This is a genomic window from Streptomyces camelliae (assembly GCF_027625935.1).
Taxonomy (GTDB): domain Bacteria; phylum Actinomycetota; class Actinomycetes; order Streptomycetales; family Streptomycetaceae; genus Streptomyces; species Streptomyces camelliae.
In genome coordinates this window covers 7,329,689-7,354,373 of the sequence record NZ_CP115300.1, presented here as the reverse complement: position 1 = coordinate 7,354,373, position 24,685 = coordinate 7,329,689, and the positions used below count along the sequence as shown (strand labels likewise).

25 protein-coding genes are annotated in these 24,685 nt (G+C 73.1%); 9 read left to right on the top strand and 16 right to left on the bottom strand.

The genetic code is table 11. The features are described from left to right. Nucleotides 1–22 precede the first annotated feature (22 nt). The 4 genes from O1G22_RS33690 to infC form a co-directional block, all read right to left on the bottom strand. Nucleotides 23–883: a TrmH family RNA methyltransferase gene (locus O1G22_RS33690; protein WP_270084759.1), complete on the bottom strand. Its 861-nt coding sequence runs from the start codon at nt 881–883 to the stop codon at nt 23–25. A 226-nt stretch (nt 884–1,109) separates the two neighbouring features. Further along, nucleotides 1,110–1,493: a 50S ribosomal protein L20 gene (rplT, locus tag O1G22_RS33685; protein ID WP_006141703.1), complete on the bottom strand. Its 384-nt coding sequence runs from the start codon at nt 1,491–1,493 to the stop codon at nt 1,110–1,112. A 106-nt stretch (nt 1,494–1,599) separates the two neighbouring features. Then, nucleotides 1,600–1,794: a 50S ribosomal protein L35 gene (gene rpmI, locus O1G22_RS33680; protein ID WP_004933563.1), complete on the bottom strand. Its 195-nt coding sequence runs from the start codon at nt 1,792–1,794 to the stop codon at nt 1,600–1,602. A gap of 112 nt (nt 1,795–1,906) precedes the next feature. Beyond that, complete coding sequence (gene infC / locus O1G22_RS33675; protein WP_225098250.1) at nt 1,907–2,569, bottom strand: translation initiation factor IF-3; 663 nt, start codon at nt 2,567–2,569, stop codon at nt 1,907–1,909. Nucleotides 2,570–2,937: 368 nt separating this feature from the next. On the opposite strand from infC, the gene O1G22_RS33670 reads away from it, so the two are divergent. After that, nucleotides 2,938–3,294 (top strand): DUF1844 domain-containing protein, encoded by a 357-nt coding sequence (locus tag O1G22_RS33670; protein ID WP_158919391.1) that lies wholly within the window; start codon nt 2,938–2,940, stop codon nt 3,292–3,294. Between the two features lies 1 nt (nt 3,295). Here O1G22_RS33670 and O1G22_RS33665 read toward each other — a convergent pair whose 3' ends face one another. Continuing rightward, a complete protein-coding gene (locus O1G22_RS33665) occupies nt 3,296–4,027 on the bottom strand; it encodes an SseB family protein (RefSeq protein WP_270084758.1) in 732 nt (243 codons plus the stop codon). Nucleotides 4,028–4,168: 141 nt separating this feature from the next. Between O1G22_RS33665 and O1G22_RS33660 the strand changes: the two genes are divergently transcribed. Then, the gene (locus tag O1G22_RS33660; RefSeq protein ID WP_270084757.1) at nt 4,169–5,119 is read left to right on the top strand and encodes a serine hydrolase; all 951 of its coding nucleotides are present in this window, start codon (nt 4,169–4,171) and stop codon (nt 5,117–5,119) included. A gap of 161 nt (nt 5,120–5,280) precedes the next feature. On the opposite strand, the gene mycP is transcribed toward O1G22_RS33660, so the two are convergent. Together mycP and O1G22_RS33650 are read right to left on the bottom strand one after the other, a co-directional pair. Continuing rightward, nucleotides 5,281–6,498 (bottom strand): type VII secretion-associated serine protease mycosin, encoded by a 1,218-nt coding sequence (mycP, locus tag O1G22_RS33655; protein ID WP_270084756.1) that lies wholly within the window; start codon nt 6,496–6,498, stop codon nt 5,281–5,283. Next, nucleotides 6,495–7,544 (bottom strand): hypothetical protein, encoded by a 1,050-nt coding sequence (locus tag O1G22_RS33650; RefSeq protein WP_270084755.1) that lies wholly within the window; start codon nt 7,542–7,544, stop codon nt 6,495–6,497. Before O1G22_RS33650 ends, mycP begins: the two co-directional genes overlap by 4 nt. A gap of 1,564 nt (nt 7,545–9,108) precedes the next feature. On the opposite strand from O1G22_RS33650, the gene O1G22_RS33645 reads away from it, so the two are divergent. Then, entirely contained in the window at nt 9,109–10,311 is a 1,203-nt protein-coding gene (locus tag O1G22_RS33645; protein ID WP_270084754.1) for an amino acid deaminase/aldolase, read from the top strand. Between the two features lie 6 nt (nt 10,312–10,317). Here the strand turns inward: O1G22_RS33645 and O1G22_RS33640 are convergent, their stop codons facing one another. Genes O1G22_RS33640 through O1G22_RS33630 form a run of 3 tightly spaced genes read right to left on the bottom strand, consistent with a single transcriptional unit; the run spans nt 10,318 to nt 13,852 of the window. Next, nucleotides 10,318–11,100 carry a 3-oxoacyl-ACP reductase gene (locus O1G22_RS33640; protein WP_270084753.1) on the bottom strand — a complete coding sequence of 261 codons (783 nt, stop codon included), beginning with the start codon at nt 11,098–11,100 and terminating at the stop codon, nt 10,318–10,320. Next, nucleotides 11,097–12,470 carry an aldehyde dehydrogenase family protein gene (locus tag O1G22_RS33635; RefSeq protein WP_270084752.1) on the bottom strand — a complete coding sequence of 458 codons (1,374 nt, stop codon included), beginning with the start codon at nt 12,468–12,470 and terminating at the stop codon, nt 11,097–11,099. The genes O1G22_RS33640 and O1G22_RS33635 overlap by 4 nt, the downstream gene beginning before the upstream one ends. A gap of 23 nt (nt 12,471–12,493) precedes the next feature. Beyond that, nucleotides 12,494–13,852 (bottom strand): glutamine synthetase family protein, encoded by a 1,359-nt coding sequence (locus O1G22_RS33630; protein WP_270084751.1) that lies wholly within the window; start codon nt 13,850–13,852, stop codon nt 12,494–12,496. Nucleotides 13,853–13,948: 96 nt separating this feature from the next. Between O1G22_RS33630 and O1G22_RS33625 the strand changes: the two genes are divergently transcribed. Beyond that, nucleotides 13,949–14,686: a FadR/GntR family transcriptional regulator gene (locus O1G22_RS33625; RefSeq protein ID WP_270084750.1), complete on the top strand. Its 738-nt coding sequence runs from the start codon at nt 13,949–13,951 to the stop codon at nt 14,684–14,686. Between the two features lie 53 nt (nt 14,687–14,739). Then, nucleotides 14,740–15,429 carry a gamma-glutamyl-gamma-aminobutyrate hydrolase family protein gene (locus tag O1G22_RS33620; protein WP_270084749.1) on the top strand — a complete coding sequence of 230 codons (690 nt, stop codon included), beginning with the start codon at nt 14,740–14,742 and terminating at the stop codon, nt 15,427–15,429. Nucleotides 15,430–15,474: 45 nt separating this feature from the next. Here the strand turns inward: O1G22_RS33620 and O1G22_RS33615 are convergent, their stop codons facing one another. Together O1G22_RS33615 and O1G22_RS33610 are read right to left on the bottom strand one after the other, a co-directional pair. Then, nucleotides 15,475–16,398 (bottom strand): aminoglycoside phosphotransferase family protein, encoded by a 924-nt coding sequence (locus O1G22_RS33615; RefSeq protein WP_270084748.1) that lies wholly within the window; start codon nt 16,396–16,398, stop codon nt 15,475–15,477. A 52-nt stretch (nt 16,399–16,450) separates the two neighbouring features. Next, complete coding sequence (locus tag O1G22_RS33610; RefSeq protein ID WP_270084747.1) at nt 16,451–17,374, bottom strand: LysR family transcriptional regulator; 924 nt, start codon at nt 17,372–17,374, stop codon at nt 16,451–16,453. Between the two features lie 70 nt (nt 17,375–17,444). Between O1G22_RS33610 and O1G22_RS33605 the strand changes: the two genes are divergently transcribed. Further along, nucleotides 17,445–18,581: a TDT family transporter gene (locus tag O1G22_RS33605; protein ID WP_270084746.1), complete on the top strand. Its 1,137-nt coding sequence runs from the start codon at nt 17,445–17,447 to the stop codon at nt 18,579–18,581. Here the strand turns inward: O1G22_RS33605 and O1G22_RS33600 are convergent. Beyond that, entirely contained in the window at nt 18,529–19,251 is a 723-nt protein-coding gene (locus O1G22_RS33600) for a helical backbone metal receptor (RefSeq protein ID WP_270084745.1), read from the bottom strand. The genes O1G22_RS33605 and O1G22_RS33600 overlap by 53 nt on opposite strands. Next, nucleotides 19,248–19,820 carry a helix-turn-helix domain-containing protein gene (locus O1G22_RS33595; protein ID WP_270084744.1) on the bottom strand — a complete coding sequence of 191 codons (573 nt, stop codon included), beginning with the start codon at nt 19,818–19,820 and terminating at the stop codon, nt 19,248–19,250. Before O1G22_RS33595 ends, O1G22_RS33600 begins: the two co-directional genes overlap by 4 nt. Before the next feature lie 338 nt (nt 19,821–20,158). Here O1G22_RS33595 and O1G22_RS33590 point away from each other — a divergent pair, with 338 nt between their 5' ends. After that, nucleotides 20,159–21,079 (top strand): 5'-3' exonuclease, encoded by a 921-nt coding sequence (locus tag O1G22_RS33590; protein ID WP_428986430.1) that lies wholly within the window; start codon nt 20,159–20,161, stop codon nt 21,077–21,079. A 113-nt stretch (nt 21,080–21,192) separates the two neighbouring features. Then, on the top strand, nt 21,193–22,038 hold the full coding sequence (locus O1G22_RS33585) for a siderophore-interacting protein (protein WP_270084743.1): 846 nt from the start codon (nt 21,193–21,195) through the stop codon (nt 22,036–22,038). 13 nt (nt 22,039–22,051) lie between these two features. On the opposite strand, the gene O1G22_RS33580 is transcribed toward O1G22_RS33585, so the two are convergent. Together O1G22_RS33580 and O1G22_RS33575 are read right to left on the bottom strand one after the other, a co-directional pair. After that, entirely contained in the window at nt 22,052–22,990 is a 939-nt protein-coding gene (locus O1G22_RS33580) for a 5'-nucleotidase (protein ID WP_225098441.1), read from the bottom strand. Between the two features lie 40 nt (nt 22,991–23,030). Next, on the bottom strand, nt 23,031–23,612 hold the full coding sequence (locus O1G22_RS33575) for a GNAT family N-acetyltransferase (RefSeq protein WP_270084742.1): 582 nt from the start codon (nt 23,610–23,612) through the stop codon (nt 23,031–23,033). An 87-nt stretch (nt 23,613–23,699) separates the two neighbouring features. Here O1G22_RS33575 and O1G22_RS33570 point away from each other — a divergent pair, with 87 nt between their 5' ends. Further along, on the top strand, nt 23,700–24,635 hold the full coding sequence (locus tag O1G22_RS33570) for a pseudouridine synthase (protein ID WP_270084741.1): 936 nt from the start codon (nt 23,700–23,702) through the stop codon (nt 24,633–24,635). The last annotated feature ends 50 nt before the right edge of the window (nt 24,636–24,685 follow it).

Below are 24,685 nucleotides of genomic sequence, written 5' to 3'. Positions count from 1 at the left end.
GGGCCCCGAGGTCGTCACCCTACTAGCTCTCGGTGACGGAGCGGCACCCTCCGGAGGCGCGCTGTGCACGGGCCGACGCGTAGAGACATACGGCGGCGGCGGTGGCCAGGTTCAGGCTCTCGGCCTTTCCGTGGATGGGGACGCGTACGACGGCGTCGGCGAGGGCGCGGGTCTCCTCGGGCAGTCCCCAGGCCTCGTTCCCGAACACCCAGGCGGTGGGTCCGCCCATGCTCCCTTTGTCCAGCTCCTCGTCGAGGTCGCGGTCCCCGGCCCCGTCGGCGGCGAGGATGCGCACCCCGGCGTCCTTCAGTCCCTGCACGGCCCGCTCGACGGGCACGCCGACGGCGACGGGCAGATGGAAGTGGGAGCCGACGGAGGCGCGTACGGCCTTGGGGTTGTACAGGTCGACGGAGGCGTCGGTGAGGACGACCGCCTCGGCGCCGGCGGCGTCGGCGCACCGCAGCACGGTCCCGGCGTTCCCGGGATCCCGCACATGGGCGAGCACGGCGACCAGCTTCGGCCGGGCGGCGAGGATGTCGTCGAAGGAGGTGTCCAGGAACCGGCACACCCCGACCAGCCCCTGCGGGGTCACGGTGGTGGAGATGTCGGCGATGACGTCCTCGGCGGCCAGATGCACCCGGGCACCGACGCTCCGGGCGGCTCCGACGATGTCGGCGTACCGCTCCGCGGCCTCGACGGTGGCGAACAGCTCGACGAGGGTGGGGGTGCCGTCCACCCGATGCCCGGCCGCCTCCCGGACGGCCTGCGGCCCCTCCGCGAGAAACAGCCGGTCCTTGCCCCGGAAGTTCCGCTTGGCCAGCCGGCGCGCTGCGCTGACACGGGCGGACCGGGGGGAGATCAGCTCGGGGCTGACGGGGGGCATCCTCTTCTTCACCTTCAGGAGATTTCAACGTGCGGCGCTTTTTCAACTGCGGCGCTGCAGCCGACCCAGGGGCGCGGGGCTGTGCCGATATGCGGCTCCACCGCGTGGGCGCGAGAAGCCCCACCGGCCCGCAGTCGAAAGACCACCTGGGGACCCCAAACAACAGGACCCGCAAGCCATGAAAGCCTGCGGGTCCAGTGAGCGTCGGCTCAAAGCCAGCGCAGCGTCACGCAGCCTTGGGCGCGTTGACGTCGCTCGGCAGCGCCTTCTGCGCGACCTCGACGAGCGCCGCGAAGGCGTTCGCGTCGTTGACGGCCAGCTCGGCCAGGATCTTGCGGTCGACCTCGACGTTCGCGGCCTTCAGACCCTGGATGAAGCGGTTGTAGGTGATGCCGTTGGCGCGGGCAGCGGCGTTGATGCGCTGGATCCACAGCTGACGGAAGTCGCCCTTGCGCTTCTTGCGGTCGTTGTAGTTGTAGACCAGCGAGTGGGTGACCTGCTCCTTGGCCTTGCGGTACAGACGCGACCGCTGACCGCGGTAGCCGGAGGCCTGTTCGAGGATCGCCCGGCGCTTCTTGTGGGCGTTGACTGCCCGCTTGACGCGTGCCACTTGTTAACTCCTTGTAGCGGGGCCGTGGTGGTACTCACACGACCCGGAAACGGCTGGGTCCCGGTGTTGGCGTACGGCGCTCAGGGGTTGGCGAGCGCCGGGTACGTCACTTGCCGAGAAGCTTCTTGATCTTCGCGGCGTCGCCCGGGGCCATCTCGGCGTTGCCGGTGAGGCGACGCGTGACGCGGGACGACTTGTGCTCAAGCAGGTGGCGCTTGCCGGCGCGCTCGCGGAGCACCTTGCCGGAGCCGGTGACCTTGAAGCGCTTGCTGGCACCGCTGTGCGACTTGTTCTTCGGCATAGCGCCGTTATCTCCTCGTCGGTGGCGCTCCGGTGCCCGGTCGTGAAACCGGGCACGGTGGAGCGTCGCTCTACTTTCGGTTACATCCTCGGGGACATGGTGTCCCCCGGGATCACGCCTCGGCGGGCTCCTCGGCGGACGCCTCAGCCTCGGCAGGGTTCTGCGAACGACCGGGGTGGGCCTTCGCCTCCGCCTTGCGGGCTTCCTGCGCCTGACGGGCCTCGGCCATGGCCTCGGTCTTCTTCTTGTGCGGACCGAGGACCATGATCATGTTGCGGCCGTCCTGCTTCGGGTTCGACTCGACGAAACCGAGGTCCTGGACGTCCTCCGCGAGCCGCTGCAGCAGTCGGTAGCCCAGCTCGGGCCGGGACTGCTCGCGGCCACGGAACATGATCGTGATCTTGACCTTGTCGCCCTGCTTGAGGAACCGGACGACGTGACCCTTCTTGGTGTCATAGTCGTGCGGGTCGATCTTCGGCCGGAGCTTCATCTCCTTGATGACCGTGTGCGCCTGGTTCTTGCGCGCCTCACGGGCCTTCATGGCCGACTCGTACTTGAACTTCCCGTAGTCCATGAGCTTGCACACGGGCGGACGGGCGTTCGCCGCGACCTCGACCAGGTCCAGGTCGTACTCCTGCGCAAGCTCCAGTGCCTTCGCCAGCGGGACGATGCCCACCTGCTCGCCACTGGGACCGACAAGTCGCACCTCGGGAACGCGAATCCGGTCGTTGATGCGGGGCTCGGCGCTGATGGATCCTCCTCGGTAGCACCACACGGTTGTCTGGCGGACAGCCGCGTATGTCTCTTTTCGTAAGACCTAACCGCGCCGAAGCAACAAAAATGCCCCGGACGATCACAGGCGGGGCTCCAAACGCACTACCGGAGCACCGCCGCGATGCCGCGGGGCGCACTTCGGGCGGCTCTCCATCGTCCGTACGGAACGATGGCGGCCGCCTGACCGGGGTGACCCGCCGTCCCTGAGGACGGTCAGGTGGGAGATCGGAGCCTCCACTTGTGGGCCGGACGCTCTGGTGTTGGCAGGGCATGTCCAGCCGGTCGTCCACCAGGTTAGCAGGATCGCTTGACAAGGCCTAATCGGGAACCCGTGATCCCCGTCATCAGCGACCGCTTATCGTGTGGGGCATGAGTGAGACCCCTCCTGAGAATCCCGACTTCGACGCAATGACCCGCGATATCGCCGAGGTTCCCGCCGTCGAGGTGATCGTGACGGTCGCCGTCAACCTGATGAGCGCCGCCGCCGTGAAGCTGGGGCTGAGCGAGGAGGGCGAGAAGTACAAGGACCTGGACGAGGCCCGCAAGCTGATCACCGGTCTCGCCGGTCTGCTGGACGCGAGCGCGACCGAGATCAGCTCCTTCCACGCGGCCCCGCTGCGCGACGGCCTGAAGTCGCTCCAGCTGGCCTTCCGCGAGGCGTCGATCGTCCCGGACGAGCCGGGCCAGGGACCGGGCGAGAAGTACACCGGCCCGGTCTACGGCTAGATCATCCGCGTACGTACAAGGGCTCGCCCGGAGGCGTGGTCCCGGCCGGCAGCAGTGCCAGGTCGAGGCCGCGCACCAGGCGGGCCCTCAGTGTTTCGTCTGCGGCGAGGCGTTCGGCGACCGCGCGGGCGGCCTGGGCGGGCGCGGCGGCCGGGTCGAGGACGAGGGCGAGGGTGCCGTCGGCCTGTCCGGGGCCGAGGTGGGCGCGCAGCACGGCGGGCTCCGCCGCCACGGCCGTACGTACCGCCTCCCGCACGGCCGGGTCGGCCAGCGGGTCCGTGCTGGTGCGACCCTCGGCGAGGGCGAGCAGCGCGGGTCCGGTCAGCTCGAACGGCACCGGTCCGGCGAGGTCCAGCACGAGCGTGTCGGCCTTCTCGTGCGCGACGGCCTGCAGCGCCTGGTGCAGCGGTACGGCGACCGGGCGGGCCGCGGGGTCCCAGCGGGCGAGCGAGTCGGTGGAGGTGAAGGCGGGCAGCGCGGTGCGGTGGCCGGCCTTCAGGGTGGGTACGGCCATGTCGCTGGTCTTCTCGCGGCGCAAGCCCTTCTCGTCCTCCTCGACCTCACCGAGCACGGCGACGACGGGCACGAGCAGCCGGGCGCCCCTGAGCGCCTCCAGGACGGGCCCGAGGGCGCTGCGGTCCTCGGCCCAGGCGGCGAGCGCGGCGCTCAGCCGGGGGTCGGCGGAGCCGTCGTCGTCGGAGAAGCCGGGGTCGGGAATGTTCTTGTTCGCCACGGTCACCGACCCTATCGGGGCGAGCCCCACCGGCCGCCTTGGGGGCGAGCGCCGGGCCTTCACGGGAATCTCAGGAACCGCTGAGCTTCGTCTCACCTGCGTCCGACGGGGCGCACAGTCCGCGCGCCGAGCATCGCGGCCATGGAGTCCTCCGGAGCCCGCCGGGGCCGTCGCAGGCGCCCGTCCCGGCGCCGTCCGCTGCTGCACACCGCGCTGGCCGTGGTCGCCGTCACCGGGGTGACGGCCGAGGGCACGGTCTATGTCAAGGCGCGGGCGCACGCGGGGGCCGCGGCCGTATCGTCGGCGGCGACGCCCGCGGCCTCCCTCTCGGCCGCGGCGAGCGAGGAGGCGACCGTGACGAAGGCGGCGGTGGACCGGGACGCGCTGCTGAGCGAGGCGATGGCGACGGTGAGCGTGCCGTCGGGCGCCGAGGTGTCGGCGGCCGTGCTGGCGGTGGGCTCCGGGGAGAGCGCCGGGTACGGCGAGGCGGCCTTCGACACGGCGAGCATCGTCAAGGTCGACATCCTGGCCGCGCTGCTGCTCCAGGCGCAGGACGCGGGCCGGCAACTGACGGCGACGGAGCAGGCGTACGCCACGAAGATGATCGAGAACAGCGACAACGCCTCCGCGACGCAGCTGTGGCACACGATCGGGCGCGCGGACGGCCTGGACGCGGCCAACAAGCGTCTCGGGCTGACGTCGACCTCCGGCGGCGACGGCGAGCTGTGGGGGCTGACCCAGACCACGGCCGCCGACCAACTGGTGCTGCTCCGGCAGGTGTTCGGGGACGATGAATCGCAGCTGAGTGCTGCCTCCCGGGCGTACGTCCAGGGCCTGATGGGGTCGGTCGAGACGGATCAGCGGTGGGGGGTGTCGGCCGCCGGTGACGCCGGCTCCTGGGCGCTGAAGAACGGTTGGCTGGCGCGCAGTACGACGAACCTGTGGGACGTGAACAGCATCGGACGGGTCACGGTGGACGGCACCGGCTATCTGGTGGCGGTGCTGTCGAAGGGCACCGGGACCCAGGCGGAGGGCATCGCGCTGGTGGAGGCGGCGGCGAAGGCGGCGGTGTCGGCGTTCACCGGCGAGTGATCTTCCTTCCGAAGTCAAGTGACCTGGGATTCAAGGCACTTGACGCCGAACGGAAGGTGATCTCCAGCTGCGCGGCCGGCCGGACCCCGGGCATCTGCTGCGGGGCGCCTCGCCGCGCCACCCGGAGATCGAGTACATCGCCGGTCGGCGGCCCGGACGCCTCAGGCGCCCCCGTCCGTGCGCTGCCTGCGCCCCCGCCACAGCACCACGCCCGCCACCAGCAGCACCCCGCCGGTGCCGCCGGCCAGCGGGCCCGCCCAGTCGGCGGTCGAGGAGGTGGCCTTGGGGGCGTCCGGGCCGCTGCCGAAGTACTTCTTGCCGTACGACGCCACGCGCAGACTCTCCGGCCGGAGCCGGCCGGCCGCCTGCAGTGCCGCCGCCGGGTCGATCATGCCGTAGCCGCGGGAGTCGTCCCGGCCGCCGACCGGCGCGTCCCGGGCGGTGTCCTCCAGGAGCTTCTTGATCTGGGCCGGGGTCAGACCGGGGTGGGCGGCCTTGATCAGGGCGGCCGCGCCGGAGACGAAGGCGGAGGCGGCCGACGTGCCCCAGCCCTCGTAGTACTTGTGGTCGGGGTCGGCGATGACCACGTCGACGCCGGGCGCGCTGACCGCGGCGTACCAGCGGCGGGTGGAGAAGGAGGCGCGGGTGCCGTAGCGGTCGACGGCGGTGGCGGCGATCACGCCGGGGTAGGCGGCCGGGTAGGAGATGTGGTCGCCCTTCTCACCGCCGTTGCCCGCGGAGGCGACGACGACCACGCCCTTCTTCAGGGCGTACTGCACGGCCTCGTCCTCGCTCGGCTCGGGGTGCGCGGAGTTCGAGTCGTCGCCGAGGGAGAGGTTGATGACGTCGGCGCCGTGGTCGGCGGCCCAGCGGATGCCGTCGGCGAGGGCGTTGCCCCGGATCGTACGGGCCTTGGTGCGGGCGGGGTCGCCGTCCTCCAGGATCACCCGGACGGGCAGGATCTTCGCCTCGGGGGCGACGCCCATGACGCCGGCGGAGTTGCCCGGTCCGTGTCCGTGCCCGGCGATGATGCCGGCCATGGCGGTGCCGTGCCGGGCCCAGGTGCGCTCGCCCTGCCGGGCGCCGAAGCCGATCATGTCCTGGCCGGGCAGGACGTTGCCGGCGAGGTCGGGATGGTCGGCCTCGACGCCGGTGTCCAGGACGGCGACGGTGACGCCCCGGCCCTTGGTGGTCTGCCAGGCCTCGTCCAGGTGCAGGGCGTCGAGGCCCCACTGCTGGGCGCGGATGCCGTCGGCGTGGGCGGCGGCGGACGGCAGCAGGGTGAGGGCGCCGGCGAGCAGCAGGCTCACCGCGGCTCCGGCGGGGGCCGGGCGCCGGTGGCCGCGTATCGATCGCCTCGAACGCCTCGATCCCGTCATGAGGGTTTCTCCGTGGCCGTGCCGATGTGCTGGCGCAGGCGCCGTGCGATGCGGTCGGCCAGGCCCTGGGCCTCGTTGCCGAGGCCCGCCTGGGCGGGTGCGGTGGTGGCGCTGGGGCTGACGGCAGCGGCGGCGGGCTGGGGCTCGTCGACGGTGCGGCCGTCGGCCCAGCCGGAGACGGCGTAGGCGACGACCGGGGCGTCGGTGAGGACGGAGACGGTCCAGGAGGCGCGCTGCTTGTCGCCGAAACCGGCCGCGAGGGTGCCCTCGGCGGCGTACGGCCGGGGCATCAGGTCGGTGCGGCGGTCCAGTCCCTCGGTGCGGAAGCGGGCGGCGAGCGCGGACATGGCGGCGGGGTCGGCGTTCGTGAACAGCAGGCCGACGGTGGTGACGTAGCTCTGGGTGGCGTCGGTGTAGGTGGCGCGCAGCAGCCGCTGACAGCCGAGCGGGGTGAGGACCTTCTGCAGCAGCGGGTCGAAGGCGTGGGCGCAGCCGCTGTCCGGGGCCACGGCGATCCTCGTCCAGGTGCGGTCGGCGCCGCCGGGTCCGGCGCCGGTGCCCGCGACGGTGGGCGGGAACAGCTGGTCGACGGGCACGCTGTGCCAGAGCGTGGCGGCGGTGGTGAAGTGGTCCACGGCGGCGGTGTCCCCGCCGTCGCCGGTGAGCCAACTCCCGGTCACAGCACCGCCGATGAGGCCGAGGCCGAGCACGAGGCAGGCGGCAGCGGCGGCGGTGTGGGGGCCCACCCGGTGCCGGGCGGGCTCCGCGAAGGCCTCGGGCTGCCCGAACGACACGACGGGCCGCGCGGCCGCGCCGGCGCTCCAGGACAGCGCCGGGTCCGGACCGGCGGAGGGTGCGGGCGGGGTCGGGCCGACGGGGTGGGCGGGCGCCAGCGGACTCCAGGCGCGGGCCGAGGAGGCGGATGAGGAAGCGGGTATGGAACCGGTACGCGACTCGGCGCCGACCCCGGCGGACTCGGGGGTGGCACCGGGGCGCTGGGATTCACGGGACCCGGGAATCGGCCGGAGCCGGGCCGTGGTCTCCACGGCAGGTACCGGACGAAGCCGGGCGGTCGTCTCGGAGGGGGTCTCCGCGGGGCCTCCCGGCCGCCGTGACTCCTGCCCGGGCCGCGCCGCGGGACGCGCGGCGGAACCACCCGGACCGGAACCGTCGTGCCGCCCCGTCCGCCCCGCACGCGGCGGCACGTCGGGGAACCGAGCCGAGGCAGGCGGCGGAGGCGGACTCACCGCCTCGACCCCCTCAGGCACGACAGGCTTCCCCCCACCGCCCCGACCATCACGCGCCCCCTCGCCACCGGTCGGCCGACCGGCACGCGGGGTGAAGACGGACGGCTCGTCATCAGGGTCATCGAACAGTTCGGTGTCCGCCAGGTGCGTGGGGGCAGTGCCGACGGAACCATCGGGCGCGGTGCCGGCGGGGTGGCGGGGGACGGTGCCGCCAGAGCCGCCCGGCGCGGTGCCGGCGGGGTGGCTTGGAGCAGTGTGGGCCTGGCGGCCGGGGGTGGTGCCGACGGAGTCGGCGGGCGCGGTGCCGGCAGGGTGGCTTGGAGCAGTGTGGGCCTGGCGGCCGGGGGTGGTGCCGACGGAGTCGGCGGGCGCGGTGCCGGCGGGGTGGCTTGGAGCGGTGTGGGCCTGGCGGCCGGGGGTGGTGCCGACGGAGTCGGCGGGCGCGGTGCTGGTGGGGTGGCGCGGGACGGTGCCGGCGGGGTGGCTTGGAGCAGTGTCGGCCAGACGGCCCGAGGCCGCGTCGGCCAGGCGGCCGGGCGCGGTGCCGACGGAACCGCCGGGCACGGTGGAGGGGCGTGTCGGGGGCTGCGGGCGTACCGGACTCGACGGGTGGGCTGTGGTGGACGACGGCGTAGGGGTTGGCGGCACAGCCGGGTGGGACGGCGGCGCAGACGCACTCGCCGGGGTCGACGGACCTGGCGAGGACGACGGGCGCGGCGGCACAGGCGGACGCGACGGACCGGGCAGCCCCGACGGCCCTGACGGCCCCGACAGGCTCGGCGAAGACATCGGACGCGGCGGCGCAGCCGGACTCACGGGATTCAACGGGCCCGGCGCATGCGACGGACGCGGCGCGGTCGGACTCGACGGATTCACCGGAGCCGACGGACCCGGCGCATGCGACGACCGTGGCGGAGTCGACTGCCCCTGCAAAGGAGCCGGACCCTGCCCAGTAGCCGGACCCTGCCCAGTAGCCGGGCCCTGCGCAGCAGACGGGCGCTGCGAAGGAGACGCATCGTGTGCGGCGGACGGGGCCGGTGGAGAAGACGGGCGTGGTGGGATCGGGGCGTGGCGGGCTTCCGTGCTCATGCACCCCCCGTTTCCTCGTGCCCGGGCCGTCGTCGCGTACGTGGGCCGCCGTGCTGCTCGGCCGCGCCCGGTGCGCAAAGCTCCGTCCGGGCACGCATACCCGTACGGCCGGACCGGCATCCCGGTTCAGGTGAAACGGGAGGGCGCGTTCCGTCGTACGTGCGCGTCACTCTACGGGTTGTCCGTCGGAGAATCAGAACCAGTCCGCGCGCCCGGGGCATCTGCCCGGAACGTCCCCCTACCCTGCGGTAATTCTGTCTGGCAGGCTTCCGTCATGACTGCGCTCGCCGCTGACCGGGCCCGTTACGACCGGGCCACCGCCCATCTCGACGCCCCCCTCGCGATCGTGGACCTGGACGCCTTCGACGCCAACGCGGAGGATCTGGTCCGCCGGGCCGCCGGGAAGCCGGTCCGGGTCGCCAGCAAGTCGGTTCGCTGCCGGGCCCTGCTGGAACGGGTCCTGGCCAAGGACGGCTTCCAGGGCATCATGTCGTTCACCCTGGCCGAGTCGCTGTGGCTCGCGCGGTCCGGATTCGACGACATCCTGCTGGCGTATCCGTCCGCCGACCGTTCCGGCTTCGCGGAGCTGGCCGCCGATCCCAAGCTCGCCGGCGCGGTCACCGTGATGGTGGACGACGTCGCCCAGCTCGACCTCATCGACGCGGCCCGTGAGGGTGGGCGCGAAGTCGTCCGTGTCTGCCTGGAGTTGGACACCGCGCTGAAGCTGCTCGGCGGCCGGGTGCGGGTCGGGGCCCGGCGCTCCCCGCTGCACTCCCCCGCCCAACTCGCCGACATGGCACGGTCGGTGGCCCGGCGGCCGGGTTTCCGGCTGGTGGGGATCATGGGGTACGAGGGGCACATAGCGGGGGTCGGGGACGCGGTCGCCGGGCGGCCGCTGCGGTCCCGGGCGGTCCGGCTCATGCAGGCGGCGGCCCGCCGGGAGCTGGCCGAGCGGCGGTCGGCGGCGGTGCGCGCGGTGCGGGCCGTCGTCCCCGGCCTGGAGTTCGTCAACGGCGGCGGCACGGGCAGTGTGCAGCACACCGCGGCCGAGGGGGCGGTGACGGAGATCGCGGCCGGTTCGGGGCTGTATGTGCCGCGGCTGTTCGACAACTACACGTCCTTCACCGGGCGGCCCGCGGCCCTCTTCGCCCAGCCCGTCGTACGGCGCCCGGGGGTCGGGGTCGTCACGGTGCTCGGCGGCGGGTACCCGGCCTCCGGCGCCGCCGGTACCGACCGGCTGCCGGTGCCGTATCTGCCGGAGGGCCTGGCGTACGACCCGCAGGAGGGCCCGGGTGAGGTGCAGACCCCGCTGCTCGGCTCGCCCGCCGACGACCTCCTCATCGGCGACAAGGTGTGGTTCCGGCACGCCAAGGCGGGCGAGCTGTGCGAGCGCTTCGAGGCCCTGCACCTGATCGAGGGGGACACGGTCACCGCGACCGTGCCCACCTACCGGGGTGAGGGGCACACGTTCCTCTGACGCGTCCTACAGCGGCGTGACGTACGCGCCCGCGATTCCCCCGTCCACCAGGAAGTCGGAGGCGTTGACGAAGGAGGAGTCGTCGCTGGCCAGGAAGGCGACGGCGGCGGCGATCTCCTCGGCCTCGGCGAACCGGCCGACCGGGATGTGCACCAGGCGGCGGGCGGCCCGCTCCGGGTCCTTGGCGAACAGCTCCTGCAGGAGAGGGGTGTTGACCGGGCCGGGGCACAGGGCGTTGACCCTGATCCCCTCCCGCGCGAACTGCACGCCCAGCTCACGGGACATGGCGAGCACGCCGCCCTTGGAGGCGGTGTACGAGATCTGGCTCGTGGCCGCGCCCATCCTCGCCACGAAGGACGCGGTGTTGATGATGGAGCCCTTGCCCTGGCGGCGCATGTAGGGGATCGCGGCCTTGCAGCACAGGTACACGGAGGTGAGGTTGACCTCCTGCACCCGCTTCCAGGCCTCCAGGCCGGTCTCCAGGATGGAGTCGTCGTCCGGCGGGGAGATGCCCGCGTTGTTGAAGGCGACGTCGACGCTGCCGTAGGTGTCGTACGCCGTCTTGAACAGCGCTTCGACCTGCTCGGGGTCGGTGACGTCGACCTTCACGAAGAGTCCGCCGACCTCGTCGGCGACGGCCTTGCCGCGGGCCTCGTCGACGTCCGCGCAGACGACGTGGGCGCCCTCGGAGGCGAGCCGGCGGGCGGTGGCGAGGCCGATGCCGCTGCCGGCTCCGGTGACGACGGCGGTGCGGCCGACCAGGCGGCGGCAGATGATGTCTTCGGTCACTGTGCGGGACCCTCCGTGCTGATGAAGACGTTCTTGGTCTCGGTGAAGGCGGTCAGGGCGTCGGGGCCGAGTTCACGGCCGAGGCCGGACTGCTTGAAGCCGCCGAACGGGGTCCAGTAGCGGACGCTGGAGTGGGAGTTGACGGACAGGTTGCCGGCCCGGACGGCCTGGGACACGCGCAGGGCGCGGCCGAGGTCCCGGGTCCAGATCGAGCCGGACAGGCCGTAGGGGGTGGCGCCCGCGAGACGGATCGCGTCGGCCTCGTCGGTGAAGGGGAGGAGGACGGCGACCGGGCCGAAGATCTCCTCGCAGGCCGCCGCGCTGTCGTGCCGCTCCCCCGTCAGGACCGTCGGCGGGAACCAGAAGCCGGGGCCGTCGGGGGCGCTGCCGCGCAGGGCGGGGGCGTCGTCGGGGACGTACGACCGTACGCGCTCCAGCTGCTGACGGGAGATCAGCGGGCCCATCTGGGTCTTCTCGTCGGCGGGGTCGCCCACGACCACGGCGGCCAGCGCGTCGGCGAGGAAGTCCCGGGCCTCCTCCAGCACCGTCTCCTGGACGAGGATGCGGGTGCGGGCGCAGCAGTCCTGGCCGGAGTTGTCCAGGAAGGAGAACGGGTCGAGGGCGGTTTTCAGGTCGGCGTCGGCGAAGACGACGTTGGGGCTCTTGCCGCCGAGTTCCAGGGTGACCGGCTTCACGAGCTTGGCGCAGCGCTCCATGACCTCGCGGCCGGTGCGGGTGGAGCCGGTGAACACGATCTTGGCGACGTCCGGGTGGTCCACCAGGGCACGGCCGGCGGTGTGGCCGTGGCCGGGGAGGACCTGGAAGACGTGCTCGGGCAGGCCCGCCTCCAAGGCGAGTTCGGCCAGCCGCAGAGCCGTCAGCGGAGTGGTCTCGGCGGGCTTGAGGACCACCGCGTTGCCGGCCGCGAGCGCCGGGAAGGAGCCCCAGGCGGCGATGGGCATCGGGAAGTTCCAGGGGGCGATCACGCCGACCACGCCGAGGGGTTCCTGGAAGGTGACGTCCCAGCCGCCGGGGACCGGGATCTGCTTGCCGAGGAGGCGTTCGGCGCCGCCCGCCGCGTAGAGCAGCAGGTCACGGGCGTTGCCGGCCTCCCAGCGGGCGTTGCCGACGGTGTGGCCCGCCTCGCGGACCTCCAGCCGGGCCAGTTCCTCGACGTGGGCGTCGACGGTGTCGGCGAAGCGGCGCAGCAGCCGGGCCCGGTCGGCGGGGGCGAGGGCGGCCCACCGGGTCTGGGCGCGTACGGCGCGTACGACGGCGGCGGCCACGTCCTCCTCGCTCGCGGCGGGGACGGTGGCGACGACCTCTTCCGTGGCGGGGTTGAGGACCTTCAACTCGTCTGAGTCGGACACGGATCGACCTTTCACAGGCTGGTTCACAGGCGTTCGAAGGAGCGGCGCAGCTCCCAGTCGGTGACCGCGGCGTCGAAGGCCTCCAGCTCGACGCGCGCCATGTTGCGGTAGTGGGCCACGACCTCGTCGCCGAAGGCGGCCTTGGCGACGGGGCTGTTCTCCCACAGCTCGGCGGCCTCGCGCAGGGTGGTCGGGACGTGCTCGAAGTCCGCGGTGTAGGCGTTGCCGGGGCAGGGTTCGGGGAGTTCCAGCTTCTGCTCGATGCCGTACAGGCCGGCCGCGACGAGACCGGCGACGGCGAGGTACGGGTTGACGTCGCCGCCGGGCAGGCGGTTCTCGAAGCGCAGGGAGCGGCCGTGGCCGACCACGCGCAGCGCACAGGTGCGGTTGTCGTGGCCCCAGGCGACGGCGGTGGGCGCGAAGGAGCCGGGCTGGAACCGCTTGTAGGAGTTGATGTTGGGGGCGTAGAGGAGGGAGAAGTCGCGCAGGGCGGCGAGCTGTCCGGCGAGGAAGTGCCGCATCACGTCGGACATGCCGTCGCCGTCGGCCATGGCGTTGGTGCCGTCGGCGTCGGCGAGCGAGAGGTGGATGTGACAGGAGTTGCCCTCGCGCTCGTTGTACTTGGCCATGAACGTGATCGAGACGCCCTCCTGCGCGGCGATCTCCTTGGCGCCCGTCTTGTACAGGGCGTGCTGGTCGCAGGTGACGAGGGCCTCGTCGTAGCGGAAGGCGATCTCGTGCTGGCCGGGGTTGCACTCGCCCTTGGCGGACTCGACGGTGAGGCCGGCGCCGGCCATGTCGTTGCGCAGGCGGCGCAGCAGGGGCTCGATGCGGCCGGTGCCGAGGATGGAGTAGTCGATGTTGTACTGGTTGGCGGGCGTGAGCCCTTTGTAGCCCGCGTCCCAGGCCGCCTCGTAGCTGTCCTTGAAGACGATGAACTCCAGCTCGGTGCCGACCTGGGCGGTGTAGCCGAGCTCGGCGAGCCGCTCCAGCTGGCGGCGCAGGATCTGGCGGGGCGCGGCGACGACCGGGGTGCCGTCGTTCCAGGCGAGGTCGGCGACGAGCAGGGCGGTACCGGGGTGCCAGGGGATACGGCGCAGGGTGCCGAGGTCGGGGTGCATGGCGAAGTCGCCGTAGCCGCGCTCCCAGGAGGACATCGCGTAGCCGTCGACGGTGTTCATCTCGGTGTCGACGGCGAGGAGGTAGTTGCAGCCCTCGGTGCCGTGGTGCAGGACCTCGTCGAGGAAGAAGCGGGCGGCGAACCGCTTGCCCTGGAGGCGCCCTTGCATGTCGGGGAAGGCCAGGACGACAGTGTCGATCTCACCGCTCGCGACAAGGGCGTGCAGTTCCTCGACGCCGAGCGGGGGTGTGCGGTCTGCCACGGGAGAGCCTCCTTCGGCGCCTTCGCGCTTTTTCGGCCGGGCCGGGAGCCATAAGGTATTGCTCAGAACCATTGCTTGGGAAGGGGGTACGGCCGGATGTCCTGGGAGAGTGATGCTCAGGGGGTGGGTGACCGGCTCGCTCCGGTGCTGCGGCCGGTGCGGGCGGGCAACGGCTTCGAGGAGGCGCTGGAGCAGATCCTCCAGGTCGTGCGGCTCGGCCTGGTGCCGGGCGGGGAGCGGCTGCCGGCCGAGCGGGAGCTGGCGGAGCGGCTCGGGATCAGCCGGGTGACGCTGCGCGAGGTGCTGAAGGTGCTCCAGGACCAGGGGTTGGTGGAGGCGCGGCGCGGGCGGTACGGCGGAACGTTCGTGCTGCCGCGCGCGGACGCCGGCGGCGAGGACGAGCTGCGGCGGCGGATCGCCGAGGTGGACATCGAGGACGTGCTGCGCTTCCGCGAGGTGCTGGAGGTGGGCGCGGCCGGGCTGTGCGCGGCGCACGGGCTCGACGACGAGCGGGCGGACCGGCTGCGCGAGGCGCTGGCCCGCACCCACGACGCCCCGCTCGCCGACTACCGGCGCCTGGACACGCTGTTGCACCTGACGCTGGCCGAGCTGTGCGGCTCACCCTCCCTGACGGCGCAGTACGCGGCGGTCCGGGCCACGGTCAACGACCTGCTCGACTGCATCCCGCTGCTGGTGCGCAATCTGGAGCACTCCCAGCGGCAGCACACCGCGCTGGTGGAGGCCGTGCTGGACGGGGACGCGGACGGGGCGCGGGAGATGATGCGCGAGCACTGCGCGGGTACGGCGGCCCTGCTGCGGGGCTTCCTCGCCTGAGCGCGCCCTTGTAAAGGTACGGATATAAACCTTTGATTTCCGGGGAGGGTGGCATGACGACCGTACGACCACTGATCGGCATCAGCACGTATCTGGAGTCCGGCACGCGCTGGGGCGTGTGGGAGCTGGACGCGGCGCTGCTGCCGGTCGGCTATCCACGGCTGGTGCAGCGGGCCGGCGGACTGGCCGCGATGCTGCCGCCGGACGCGCCCGAGCGCGCGGCACAGACGGTGGCCCGGCTGGACGGGCTGGTCGTCGCCGGCGGCCCGGACGTGGACCCGGCCCGGTACGGCGCCGAGCGCGAGCCCCGCACGGGTCCGCCCGCGCCGGAGCGGGACGCCTGGGAGCTGGCGCTGATCGACGCGGCGCTGGCGGCCGGGGTGCCGCTGCTGGGGATCTGCCGGGGCATGCAGCTGCTGAACGTCGCCCTCGGCGGCACACTCGTCCAGCATCTCGACGGGCACGCGGAGGTGGTCGGGGTCTTCGGCCGCCATCCGGTCAAGCCGGTGCCGGGCACGCGGTACGCGGGCATCGCCCCGGAGGAGACCGCCGTACCGACCTACCACCACCAGGCGGTCGACCGCCTCGGCCGGGGCCTGGTCCCCTCGGCGTACGCGTCGGACGGCACGGTCGAGGCGGTGGAACTGCCGCCGGCCGAGGGGTGGGTGCTCGGCGTGCAGTGGCATCCGGAGATGGGTGAGGACCTGCGGGTGATGCGGGCCCTCGTCGCTGCCGCGGGCTGAGCCGGGTCACTACCCCGGGCCGGGCGGAGCGGCCCCGGCGCCATGTCACAGCCGCTGTCTCAGCCAGGCCAGCGCCGCGTCTCCCTGGGCGCGCTGGAAGGGGCGCAGGGTGGGCAGGCCGGGCGGGGCCGGGTTCAGGGAGCTGCGCAGGAAGTAGCCGGTGAGGGCGGTCAGCGTGGCGGTCACCGCGTCCGGGTCGGCGTCCCGGCCCAGGGGGTGGCTGGTGAACACCTGCTCGGGGTCGGGTCCGCCCTGCGCCCGCACGCAGGGCAGCATGACGAGCAGGTCGAACCAGGGCGCGGCGCGCAGCGCGTGGGGCCAGTCCACGAAGACGACCCCGCCGTCGGCCGTGAGCAGGACGTTGTCCGCGCGCAGGTCGGCGTGGGCCAGGGTGTCCCCCGCGGCGCCTTCGGGCCAGCGGGCCTCCAGGGCGGCGAGGTCGGCCAGGTGGTCGGCGGTCCACGCGCCGAGTCGGCCGCGTACGTCGCCGGCCTCGCCGTCGAGGAGCCGGCGCCAGCCGCTGAAGCTCTCCGCCAGATCCTCGGCGACGGGCGGAACGTCGAGCGGGCACGGGGTGCCGGTGCGGGCGAGCACGGTCACGGTGTCGAGCACCCGGCGCAGCTCGTCGGGCTGCCAGGGCACCTGGGGCTGGCGTCCGGTCACCTCCTCGAAGACCAGCGCCACCCAGGTGCCGTCGTCGTACGTCCCGAGCAGCCGGGGCGCGGGGACGGTGAGCGGGAGCGCGGCGGCGTTGCGTGCCTCGCGGCGGTGCGGACGCCTGCGGCGGGCGGGGCGGTGGGGCAGGTCGCCAAGGGTTTTCTCTGCGGGTGTGGGGGTCGGGACTTCGCCGTTGAACTCACGGTGGTCTGCCGAGTGCCGGTTAGTGGGTGGCTGATCGCGCAGTTCCCCGCGCCCCTTGGGGAACCGCAGTGCCGCCAGCTGCATGGCACCGCCCGCCGCTGCGGGCAAGCGACCCCACCCCGTCCAGCCCCAGCCCCAGCCCCAGCCAAGCCGCGCCCTCTCACCCCCGCGTCAGTGACAACAACTCCCGTGCGGGCCCCGCCGGTCGATGCCCGGTAGGCCAGACCGCCCTCAGATCGCGCCGCAGCGAAACACCCTCCACCGGGATGCTGACCAGTCGGCGCATCGCCAGTTCCTCCCCCACCGCCAGCTCGCTGAGGACGGAGGGGCCCGCTCCGCTGACCGCTGATGCCTTGACCGCTGTGGTCGAGGACAGTTCGATCAGGGGGCGGGCGAGGCCGCCGAGGGCCGCGTCCAGGACCTGGCGGGTACCGGAGCCGCGCTCGCGCAGGATCAGCGGGGTGGCCGCCAGCTCCTCCGCCGTGAGGGGGCGCCGGCGGCGGGCCCAGGGATGGCCGGGGGCCGTGACGACGATCAGGCGGTCGCGGGCGATGACCGTGGAGTCCAGGCCGGTCGGCACGTTCAGGCCTTCCACGAAACCGAGGTCCGCCTCGCCGGACAGCAGCAGTTCCGCGACCTTTGTCGAGTTGCCGGCGAGCAGGGACACCGCCGTGTCGGGGCGCTCGGCGTGCAGTGCGAGGAGCCAGCCGGGCAGCAGGTACTCGGCGATGGTCATGCTCGCCGCGACCCTGAGGCGTGAGTCCCGTCGGTCCCGCAGCGCCCGCGCCCCCGCGTCGAAGGCGGCCGCCGCCTCCACCACCCGGCGCGCCCAGTCCGTCACCAGCGCGCCGGCGTCGGTGAGCCGGGAACCGCGCGGCGAGCGGTCGACCAGGGCCACCCCCAGCTGCCGTTCCATCGAGCGGATCCGGCTGCTGGCGGCGGGCTGGGTGATGCCGACCTCGCGTGCGGCCGCGCCGAGGCTCCCCAGCCGCGCCACCGCCAGCAGCAGCTCCAGTGCGGCCAGATCCGGCACCCGGTGCGCCAGGGATGCCGTGCGCTCGTACTGCCCCTCCACCTCACTCATAAGACCAGCTTATGCCCTGATAGAAGCGAACTCCCTGGTCAGCCCCTGATCCTGGCGGGATCGTCAGGGCATGGTCATCGCAGCCCATCCCGCCCCCTCCCCCGTCCCCTCCCTCCGGCGCGCCGCCCGGGTACGGCACCTCGGTCCGAACTGGTACGCCGCCGTCATGGGCACCGCCATCGTCGGCTCGGCCGGTGTCGCGCTGCCCGGACACGGGGCGGTGCCGAGCGGTGTGCTCGCCGGGGTCTGGGCGCTGTCCCTGATCGCGCTGACGGCGCTACTCGCCGCCCGCACCCTGCACTGGGTCCACCACCGCGACCAGGCCCGTGCCCACCTCCTCGACCCGGCCATGGCGCCCTTCTACGGCTGTCTGTCCATGGCCCTGCTGGCGGTCGGAGCCGGTGCCATGACCGCCGGGCTGCCCCTGCTCGGCACGGGGACGGCGGTCGCGCTGGACACCGTGCTGTTCAGCGCCGGTACGGCGGTCGGGCTCACGGCCGCCGTGGCCGTGCCGTACCTGATGGCCGTGCGCCATCGCGCCGAGCCCGTGGCGGCGACCCCGGTGTGGCTGCTGCCACTGGTCGCGCCGATGGTGTCGGCCGCGCTCGGTCCGCTGCTCGTGCCGCATCTGCCGGCGGGGCAGCCCCGCGAGACCCTGCTGCTGGCCTGCTTCGCGCTGTTCGGGCTGAGCCTGTTCATGACGCTGCTGATGCTGGCGCTCGTCTTCGCCCGGCTGGTCACCCGCGGTCCGCTGCCGCTCGCGCTCACCCCGACCCTGTTCCTGGTCCTGGGCCCGCTCGGGCAGTCCACGACCGCGCTCGCCAAGATCGCGGACGCGGCTCCCGGCGTCGTACCGGCCCCGTACGACCGCGGTCTCGGTGTCCTCGCCGTGCTCTACGGGGTGCCGGTGATGGGTTTCGCGCTGCTGTGGCTGGCGCTCTCCGTCGCGCATGTGGTGCGGGCCCGGCGTCACGGCATGGGCTTCGCGATGACGTGGTGGGCGTTCACCTTCCCCGTGGGCACGTGTGTCACCGGCGCCGCGGCCCTCGCCCGGCACACGGGCCTCGGGTGCTACGACGCGCTGGCCGTCGCGCTGTACACCGTCCTGGTCGGCGCGTGGCTGGCCGCCGCCACCGGGACCGTACGCGGCCTGCTCAGCGGCGAGCTGCTCGCAGGGCCTCGCCCAGCGCCCTCGGCGCTTCGGTGAGCGAAGGGCCGTACCACGTCAGATGCCGACCGCTGACCAGCGCGCAGGGCAGCCCGGGGAAGGCCTCGGGGCCGTCGCCGGCGGCGAAGCGGTAGGGCTCGTCGGGCAGGACGACCAGGTCCGGGGCCGCCGCGCGCAGCTCCTCCAGGGGGACGCGGGGGTAGCGGTCGGGGTGGCCGGCGAAGACGTGGTCCACGCCGAGGCGGGCCAGCACGTCACCCGCGAAGGTGTCCCGGCCGAGCACCATCCAGGGCCGGCGCCAGATCGGTACGACCGCCCTCGTGCGCGCCGTCGGCTCCGGCAGGGCCGCCCAGGCCGCCTCCGCCTGCGCCAGCCAGCCCGGCCGCTCCGGCGCCCCGCACGCCCCGAGCACCCGCGCCAGCTCGGCGAAGGCCTGCGGCACCCCGCGCACCTCGGTGACCAGCACGTCGAGACCCGCCGCACGGAGGGCGTCGAGGTCGGGCGCGCGGTTCTCCTCCTCGTTGGCGATCACCAGGTCGGGGGCGAGGGCGAGGATGCGGTCGAGCCCGGGATTCTTCGTGCCGCCGATCCGGGTGATCTCCAGGTCGGCCGGATGGGCGCACCAGTCGGTGGCGCCGACGAGGGCGCCGGGAAGGGTGCGGGCGACGGCTTCGGTGAGGGACGGGACGAGGGAGACGACCCTCTTCAACGAGACCTGTCCTGAACTGCCTCGATGTGCTCCGCCACCGCCACCACGACCACCCGGGTGTCCGGCACCGTCGCCCGCCAGCGATGCCGTACCCCACCGGTCAGATACAGGGTGTCGCCGCGGCCGAGGCGGTACGCGCGGCCCTCGGCCTCGATCTCCACCGCGCCGTCGGCGACGTACATCAGCTCGTCGTTGCGGTGCTGGAACTCACGGCCGGCCTCGTGGTCGCCGGTGAACTCGGAGGCGTGCAGCTGGTGGTGGCCGCGGACCAGGGAGCGGGTGCGCGGCTCGCCGTCCCCCTCGGTGCCCGGGTCGGCACGGACGACGTCCACGCTGGCGGCCGGATCGGCGGCGGCGAGGAGTTCCACGGCCGTGGTGCGCAGGGCGTCGGCCAGCTTCTCCAGGGACGCGCGGCTGGGGCGGGCCCGGTCGTTCTCGACCTGGCTGAGGAAGGGCACGGACAGGCCGCTGCGCTCGGCCACGACGGCGAGGGTCAGTTCCAGCGCGCGGCGGCGCCGGCGGACGGCCGCGCCCACCCGCACGGGCTGTTGCTCTTTGTGGTCGCCCATCGCTCCGGCTCCCTCCCTCGCTCGTCGTGCCTCGGTCGCTCCTGATGACTTCTCTGCACCCTACGCATGTTCGGCAAACCGTTTCACGCGCCTGCCACATCCCTGTCATGTCCCCGTGTCCCCACCCTCACGGTTCACGCCAGTATGCCGGGGTCGGGGAGCAGGTGGGAGGGGTGTCCGGGTCGGCCGCGAAGATGCCGACCACCTGGGCCGGGAACGCCGGTTCGGGCCAAGGGAGATCACGTTCCGTGATTGGCCGGATCCTTGTCGTACGCGGATACGCGACAACGGGGTCGCCGAGCGGGGTGGGTGTCGGTGCCGTGCGGCATGATGCGAGCGTGACCGGACGACTCATGCTGCTCGACACCGCATCGCTGTACTTCCGCGCCTACTTCGGCGTCCCGGACTCCGTGAAGGCTCCCGACGGCACGCCGGTGAACGCCGTGCGCGGGCTGCTGGACTTCATCGACCGGCTGGTCAAGGACCACCGGCCGGAGCAGTTGGTGGCCTGCATGGACGCCGACTGGCGCCCGCAGTGGCGGGTGGACCTCATCCCGACGTACAAGGCGCACCGGGTCGCCGAGGAGCACGAGGTGGGGCCGGACGAGGAGGAGGTGCCGGACACCCTGGCCCCGCAGGTGCCGGTCATCGAGGAGGTGCTGGACGCCATCGGGATCGCCCGGGTCGGGGTGGCGGAGTACGAGGCGGACGATGTGATCGGCACGTTCACCGCGCGGGCCCAGGGCCCGGTGGACATCGTCACCGGCGACCGCGATCTGTACCAGCTGGTGGACGACGCGCGCGGGATCCGGGTGCTGTACCCGCTGAAGGGCGTCGGCACGCTCCAGCTGACGGACGAGGCGGTGCTGCGCGAGAAGTACGGTGTCGACGGCCGGGGGTACGCGGATCTGGCACTGCTGCGCGGCGACCCGAGCGACGGCCTGCCGGGCGTGGCCGGGATCGGCGAGAAGACGGCCGCCAAGCTGCTCGCCGAGTTCGGTGATCTGGACGGGATCATGACGGCGCTGGACGACCCCCGGGCGAAGCTCACGCCGTCGCAGCGCAAGCGGCTGGACGAGGCCCGGCCGTATGTGGCGGTCGCGCCGAAGGTGGTGCGGGTGGCCGCGGACGTGCCGCTGCCGGACGTCGACACGGCGCTGCCGCACGCCCCGCGCGACCCGGAGGCGCTGGAGCGGCTGGCCGGGCGCTGGGGGCTCGGCGGCTCGCTGCAGCGGCTGCTGACCACGCTGGCCGCCTGACCCCGACCGGAATATTCCGGCAAAGGGCGCCCACCGCGGCCCCGGAAGAGAGGTGTTGCACCGGAGCGAGGTGCTAACTTAGGTAAACCTAACCAATTCGCAGGAGGTCCGTGATGGCAGAGCGCCCGGGACGCAAGCCGCGCAAGACCCGTACCGCCCAGGTGGTGCGCACCGAGCGGCTGACCCCGCACATGCAGCGTGTGGTGCTCGGCGGCGAGGGCCTGACCGACTTCGCGGCGGACACCTGCACCGACCACTATGTGAAGCTGCTGTTCGGCCCGGCGGGCGTGACCTATCCGGAGCCCTTCGACCTGGAGCGGATCCGCGAGGAGTTCCCCCGGGAGCAGTGGCCGGTGACCCGGACGTACACCGTGCGCGCCTGGGACCCCGAGCATCTGGAGATGACGCTGGACTTCGTCGTCCACGGCGACGAGGGTCTGGCCGGCCCGTGGGCCGCCCGGGTGCGGCCCGGCGAGACCGTGCGCTTCATGGGCCCCGGCGGCGCCTACGCCCCCGACGCGGAGGCCGACTGGCATCTGCTCGCCGGTGACGAGAGCGCGCTGCCCGCCATCGCCCGTGCCCTGGAGACGCTGCCCGCGGGGGCCGTGGTGCACGCCTTCGTGGAGGTGTCCGGGCCAGAGGAGGAGCAGAAGATCGACTCCGCCGCGGCGGTCGTCTGGCTGCACCGCGGGGACCGGCCGGTCGGCGAGGCCCTGCTGGCGGCCGTGCGGGGGCTGGAGTTCCCCGAGGGCCGGCTGCACGCGTTCGTGCACGGCGAGGCGGGCTTCGTGAAGGAGCTGCGCCGGCTGCTGCGGGTCGAGAAGCAGATCCCGCGCGAGGACCTGTCGATCTCCGGGTACTGGCGCCTGGGCCACAACGAGGACGGCTGGCAGGCCTCCAAGCGCGAGTGGAACGCCCGTATCGAGGCCGAGCAGGAGGACGGCGCGGCGGCCGCCTGAGCACCCCGCGCCCTCAGGGTGCCGTCTCGTTGATCCTGCCGAACGGGACGTGGACGCTGGGCGTGGTCCGGGACGTGCTCTCCAGGTGGGTCACCTGGTCGTCGAAGAAGAGGTGCGGCCGGAGCACCGCCATGACCGCGCCCTTGTCTATGCCGCCGAGGAAGAAGGCGTCGTTGACCCGCACACCCCACTGCTTGAGGCTGTTCACGGCCCGCTCGTGGGCCGGGGCGTTGCGCGCGGTCACGATGGAGACGTGCACCCGGACCACGTAGTCCGGGTCGGCCTCGCGCCGTTCGGCCTCCCGGCGCTGGATCCGGTTCACCCCGGCGAGGAAGTCGCGCAGCGGCCCGGGGTCGTGCGGGGTCGCCGCGTTACGGGCCTCGTGGGCGCGGAACTCCTCCAGGCCGCCGGACTGGTACACCCGCTCGGCGGCGTCACCGGCGAGCACCCCGTCGAAGTCGAACGCGATCCGCAGCTCCGGATCGGCGGGGTCGTCGGCGTACGCCGAACCGAGCACATGCCCGGCCGGCAGGCCCGCGGCGACCGCCTCGCGCACGTCGGCGCCGTTCGCGGACAGGAACAGGGACATGTTCAGCGCCGTGACGAACGCGTACGGCGCTCTGCCCTGCATGAACACGGCCCGGCTGATGGGCAGTTCATGGGCCTGGATCGACCGCATGACCCTCAGGCCCGTGTCGGGGTCGTTGCGGGAGAGGATGATGACCTCGACGAGCGGATCGCCCGGCTCGCCGAGGTCGTTCAGCGACAGCAGCCTGCGGAGGAACGCGAACGCCACTCCGGGCCGCAGTGTGTCGTCCAGATGTGCTTCCTGGTAGGCCCGGTAGGCCTCCTCGCCCTGTTCGCGGAAGACGGCGTCCGACTCCCGCAGATCGAACAGGGCGCTGGAGGCGACACCGACGACGAGTCGGCCCGCGAGGTCGTAGGGCGGCATGCCCTCCATCTTCACACCGTCCGGCCCCTCGGACGTCCGGTCAGTCGCCTCGCACGCGTGCGTGCAGATGCACGTCGTGCCAGCCGTCGGGATGGAGCAGGGCACTGCGCTTGGTGCCCTCCGGGGCGAAGCCGGCCTTCACGGCCACCCGGCAGGAGGCCTGGTTGGCGGTGGCGTGCGAGAGTTCCAGGCGGTGCAGGCCGACTTCCTCGAACGCCCACCGGGACAGGGCGGTGGTGGCCCGTACGGCGACACCCCGGCCGCGCGCCCGTGCCACCGTCCAGTAGGCGACCTCGGCGACACCGTCACCGAGCACGATGTCGCGCAGCGCGACCCGGCCCAGCAGTTCATCGCCGTCCGCGGCCACGACGGCCCACTGGGCCTGCCGCTCGCCCCGCCATTCCCGCTGCCACTGGCCGATCCAGCCGGCGGCCTCCTCCTCGGAGTCGCAGGACCTGATGTGCCACTGATGCATCAACGGGTCCTGGAAGGCCGCGTGCACGGCGGGCGCGTCCTGTGCCTGCCAGGGGCGCAGCAGAAGGCCGTCACCGGTGGGAAGGGTGGGCTGGGGGGTGCGGGCGAGGGTTCCGGCCGGCACGACCGGCTGCGTGAGACTGGGCATGATCCATATCCTGACGGCCGCCCGGTCGCCGGCCCACCCCTTTTCCCCGGCGTCCCGCCGGCCCGGCACCTCGTACCCTTGACCTCGATGAGACGCCGTACCCCGCCCCCGCCCGCCCCGCTCCCCCAGCGCGACGGGGTGGATCCCGTACGGGTCCGGCTGCCCCACGACGGGGCGTGGGCCACCGTCCGGGAGCATCTGGTGGAGCGGCTCACGGGGGCCGGGCCCGGGACGGTCGAGGGCATGTTCGCCGCCGGGCTGATCGTCGGCGCCGACGGGCGGGCGGTGGCGCCGGACGCGCCGTACGAGCCGGGCATGTACGTGTGGTTCCACCGCGAGCTGCCCGCCGAGGTGCCGGTGCCGTTCCCGGTGGAGGTGGTGTACCGGGACGCGCACATCGTCGTGGCCGACAAGCCGCACTTCCTCGCCACGACACCGCGCGGCGGGCATGTCACCGAGACCGCGCTGGCCCGGCTGCGCCGCGAGCTGGACCTTCCGGCCCTGAGCGCCGCGCATCGCCTGGACCGGCTGACGGCGGGGCTGGTGCTGTTCACCGTACGGCCCGAGGAGCGCGGCGCGTACCAGAACCTGTTCCGGGACCGGCGGGTACGCAAGGAGTACGAGGCCGTCGCGCCGTACGACCCCGCGCTGACCTTGCCCCGCACCGTGCGCAGCCGGATCGTGAAGGAGCGCGGGGTGCTGGCGGCCCGCGAGGTCGAGGGCGAGCCGAACGCCGAGACCTATGTGGAACTGGCCGGGCACCAGGGCGGGTTGGCCCGGTACCGGCTGGTACCGGCGACCGGGCAGACCCATCAGCTCCGGGTGCACCTGAACGCGCTCGGCGTACCCATCCTCGGCGATCCCCTGTACCCGGTGGTAACCGCCCCGGTACCGGCCGACGACTTCCGGCAACCGCTCCAACTGCTCGCCCGGCGGCTGGAGTTCACGGACCCGGTCACGGGGGTGGAGCACAGGTTGGTCAGTGAGCGAGTGCTCCACACCTGGGCTTCGCAGCGGGGCTAGGGGGAGCGCCCCGAAGGGGCGCGAGGGACGGCGCGACCAGCCATAACGAA

Coding starts and splice junctions, on each gene's coding strand:
- O1G22_RS33690 (WP_270084759.1), bottom strand. CDS start 883: ATGCCCCCCGTCAGCCCCGAGCTGATCTCCCCCCGGTCCGCCCGTGTC.
- rpmI (WP_004933563.1), bottom strand. CDS start 1,794: ATGCCGAAGAACAAGTCGCACAGCGGTGCCAGCAAGCGCTTCAAGGTC.
- O1G22_RS33670 (WP_158919391.1), top strand. CDS start 2,938: ATGAGTGAGACCCCTCCTGAGAATCCCGACTTCGACGCAATGACCCGC.
- O1G22_RS33660 (WP_270084757.1), top strand. CDS start 4,169: ATGGAGTCCTCCGGAGCCCGCCGGGGCCGTCGCAGGCGCCCGTCCCGG.
- mycP (WP_270084756.1), bottom strand. CDS start 6,498: ATGACGGGATCGAGGCGTTCGAGGCGATCGATACGCGGCCACCGGCGC.
- O1G22_RS33645 (WP_270084754.1), top strand. CDS start 9,109: ATGACTGCGCTCGCCGCTGACCGGGCCCGTTACGACCGGGCCACCGCC.
- O1G22_RS33625 (WP_270084750.1), top strand. CDS start 13,949: ATGTCCTGGGAGAGTGATGCTCAGGGGGTGGGTGACCGGCTCGCTCCG.
- O1G22_RS33620 (WP_270084749.1), top strand. CDS start 14,740: ATGACGACCGTACGACCACTGATCGGCATCAGCACGTATCTGGAGTCC.
- O1G22_RS33610 (WP_270084747.1), bottom strand. CDS start 17,374: ATGAGTGAGGTGGAGGGGCAGTACGAGCGCACGGCATCCCTGGCGCAC.
- O1G22_RS33605 (WP_270084746.1), top strand. CDS start 17,445: ATGGTCATCGCAGCCCATCCCGCCCCCTCCCCCGTCCCCTCCCTCCGG.
- O1G22_RS33595 (WP_270084744.1), bottom strand. CDS start 19,820: ATGGGCGACCACAAAGAGCAACAGCCCGTGCGGGTGGGCGCGGCCGTC.
- O1G22_RS33585 (WP_270084743.1), top strand. CDS start 21,193: ATGGCAGAGCGCCCGGGACGCAAGCCGCGCAAGACCCGTACCGCCCAG.
- O1G22_RS33580 (WP_225098441.1), bottom strand. CDS start 22,990: ATGCCGCCCTACGACCTCGCGGGCCGACTCGTCGTCGGTGTCGCCTCC.
- O1G22_RS33575 (WP_270084742.1), bottom strand. CDS start 23,612: ATGCCCAGTCTCACGCAGCCGGTCGTGCCGGCCGGAACCCTCGCCCGC.
- O1G22_RS33570 (WP_270084741.1), top strand. CDS start 23,700: ATGAGACGCCGTACCCCGCCCCCGCCCGCCCCGCTCCCCCAGCGCGAC.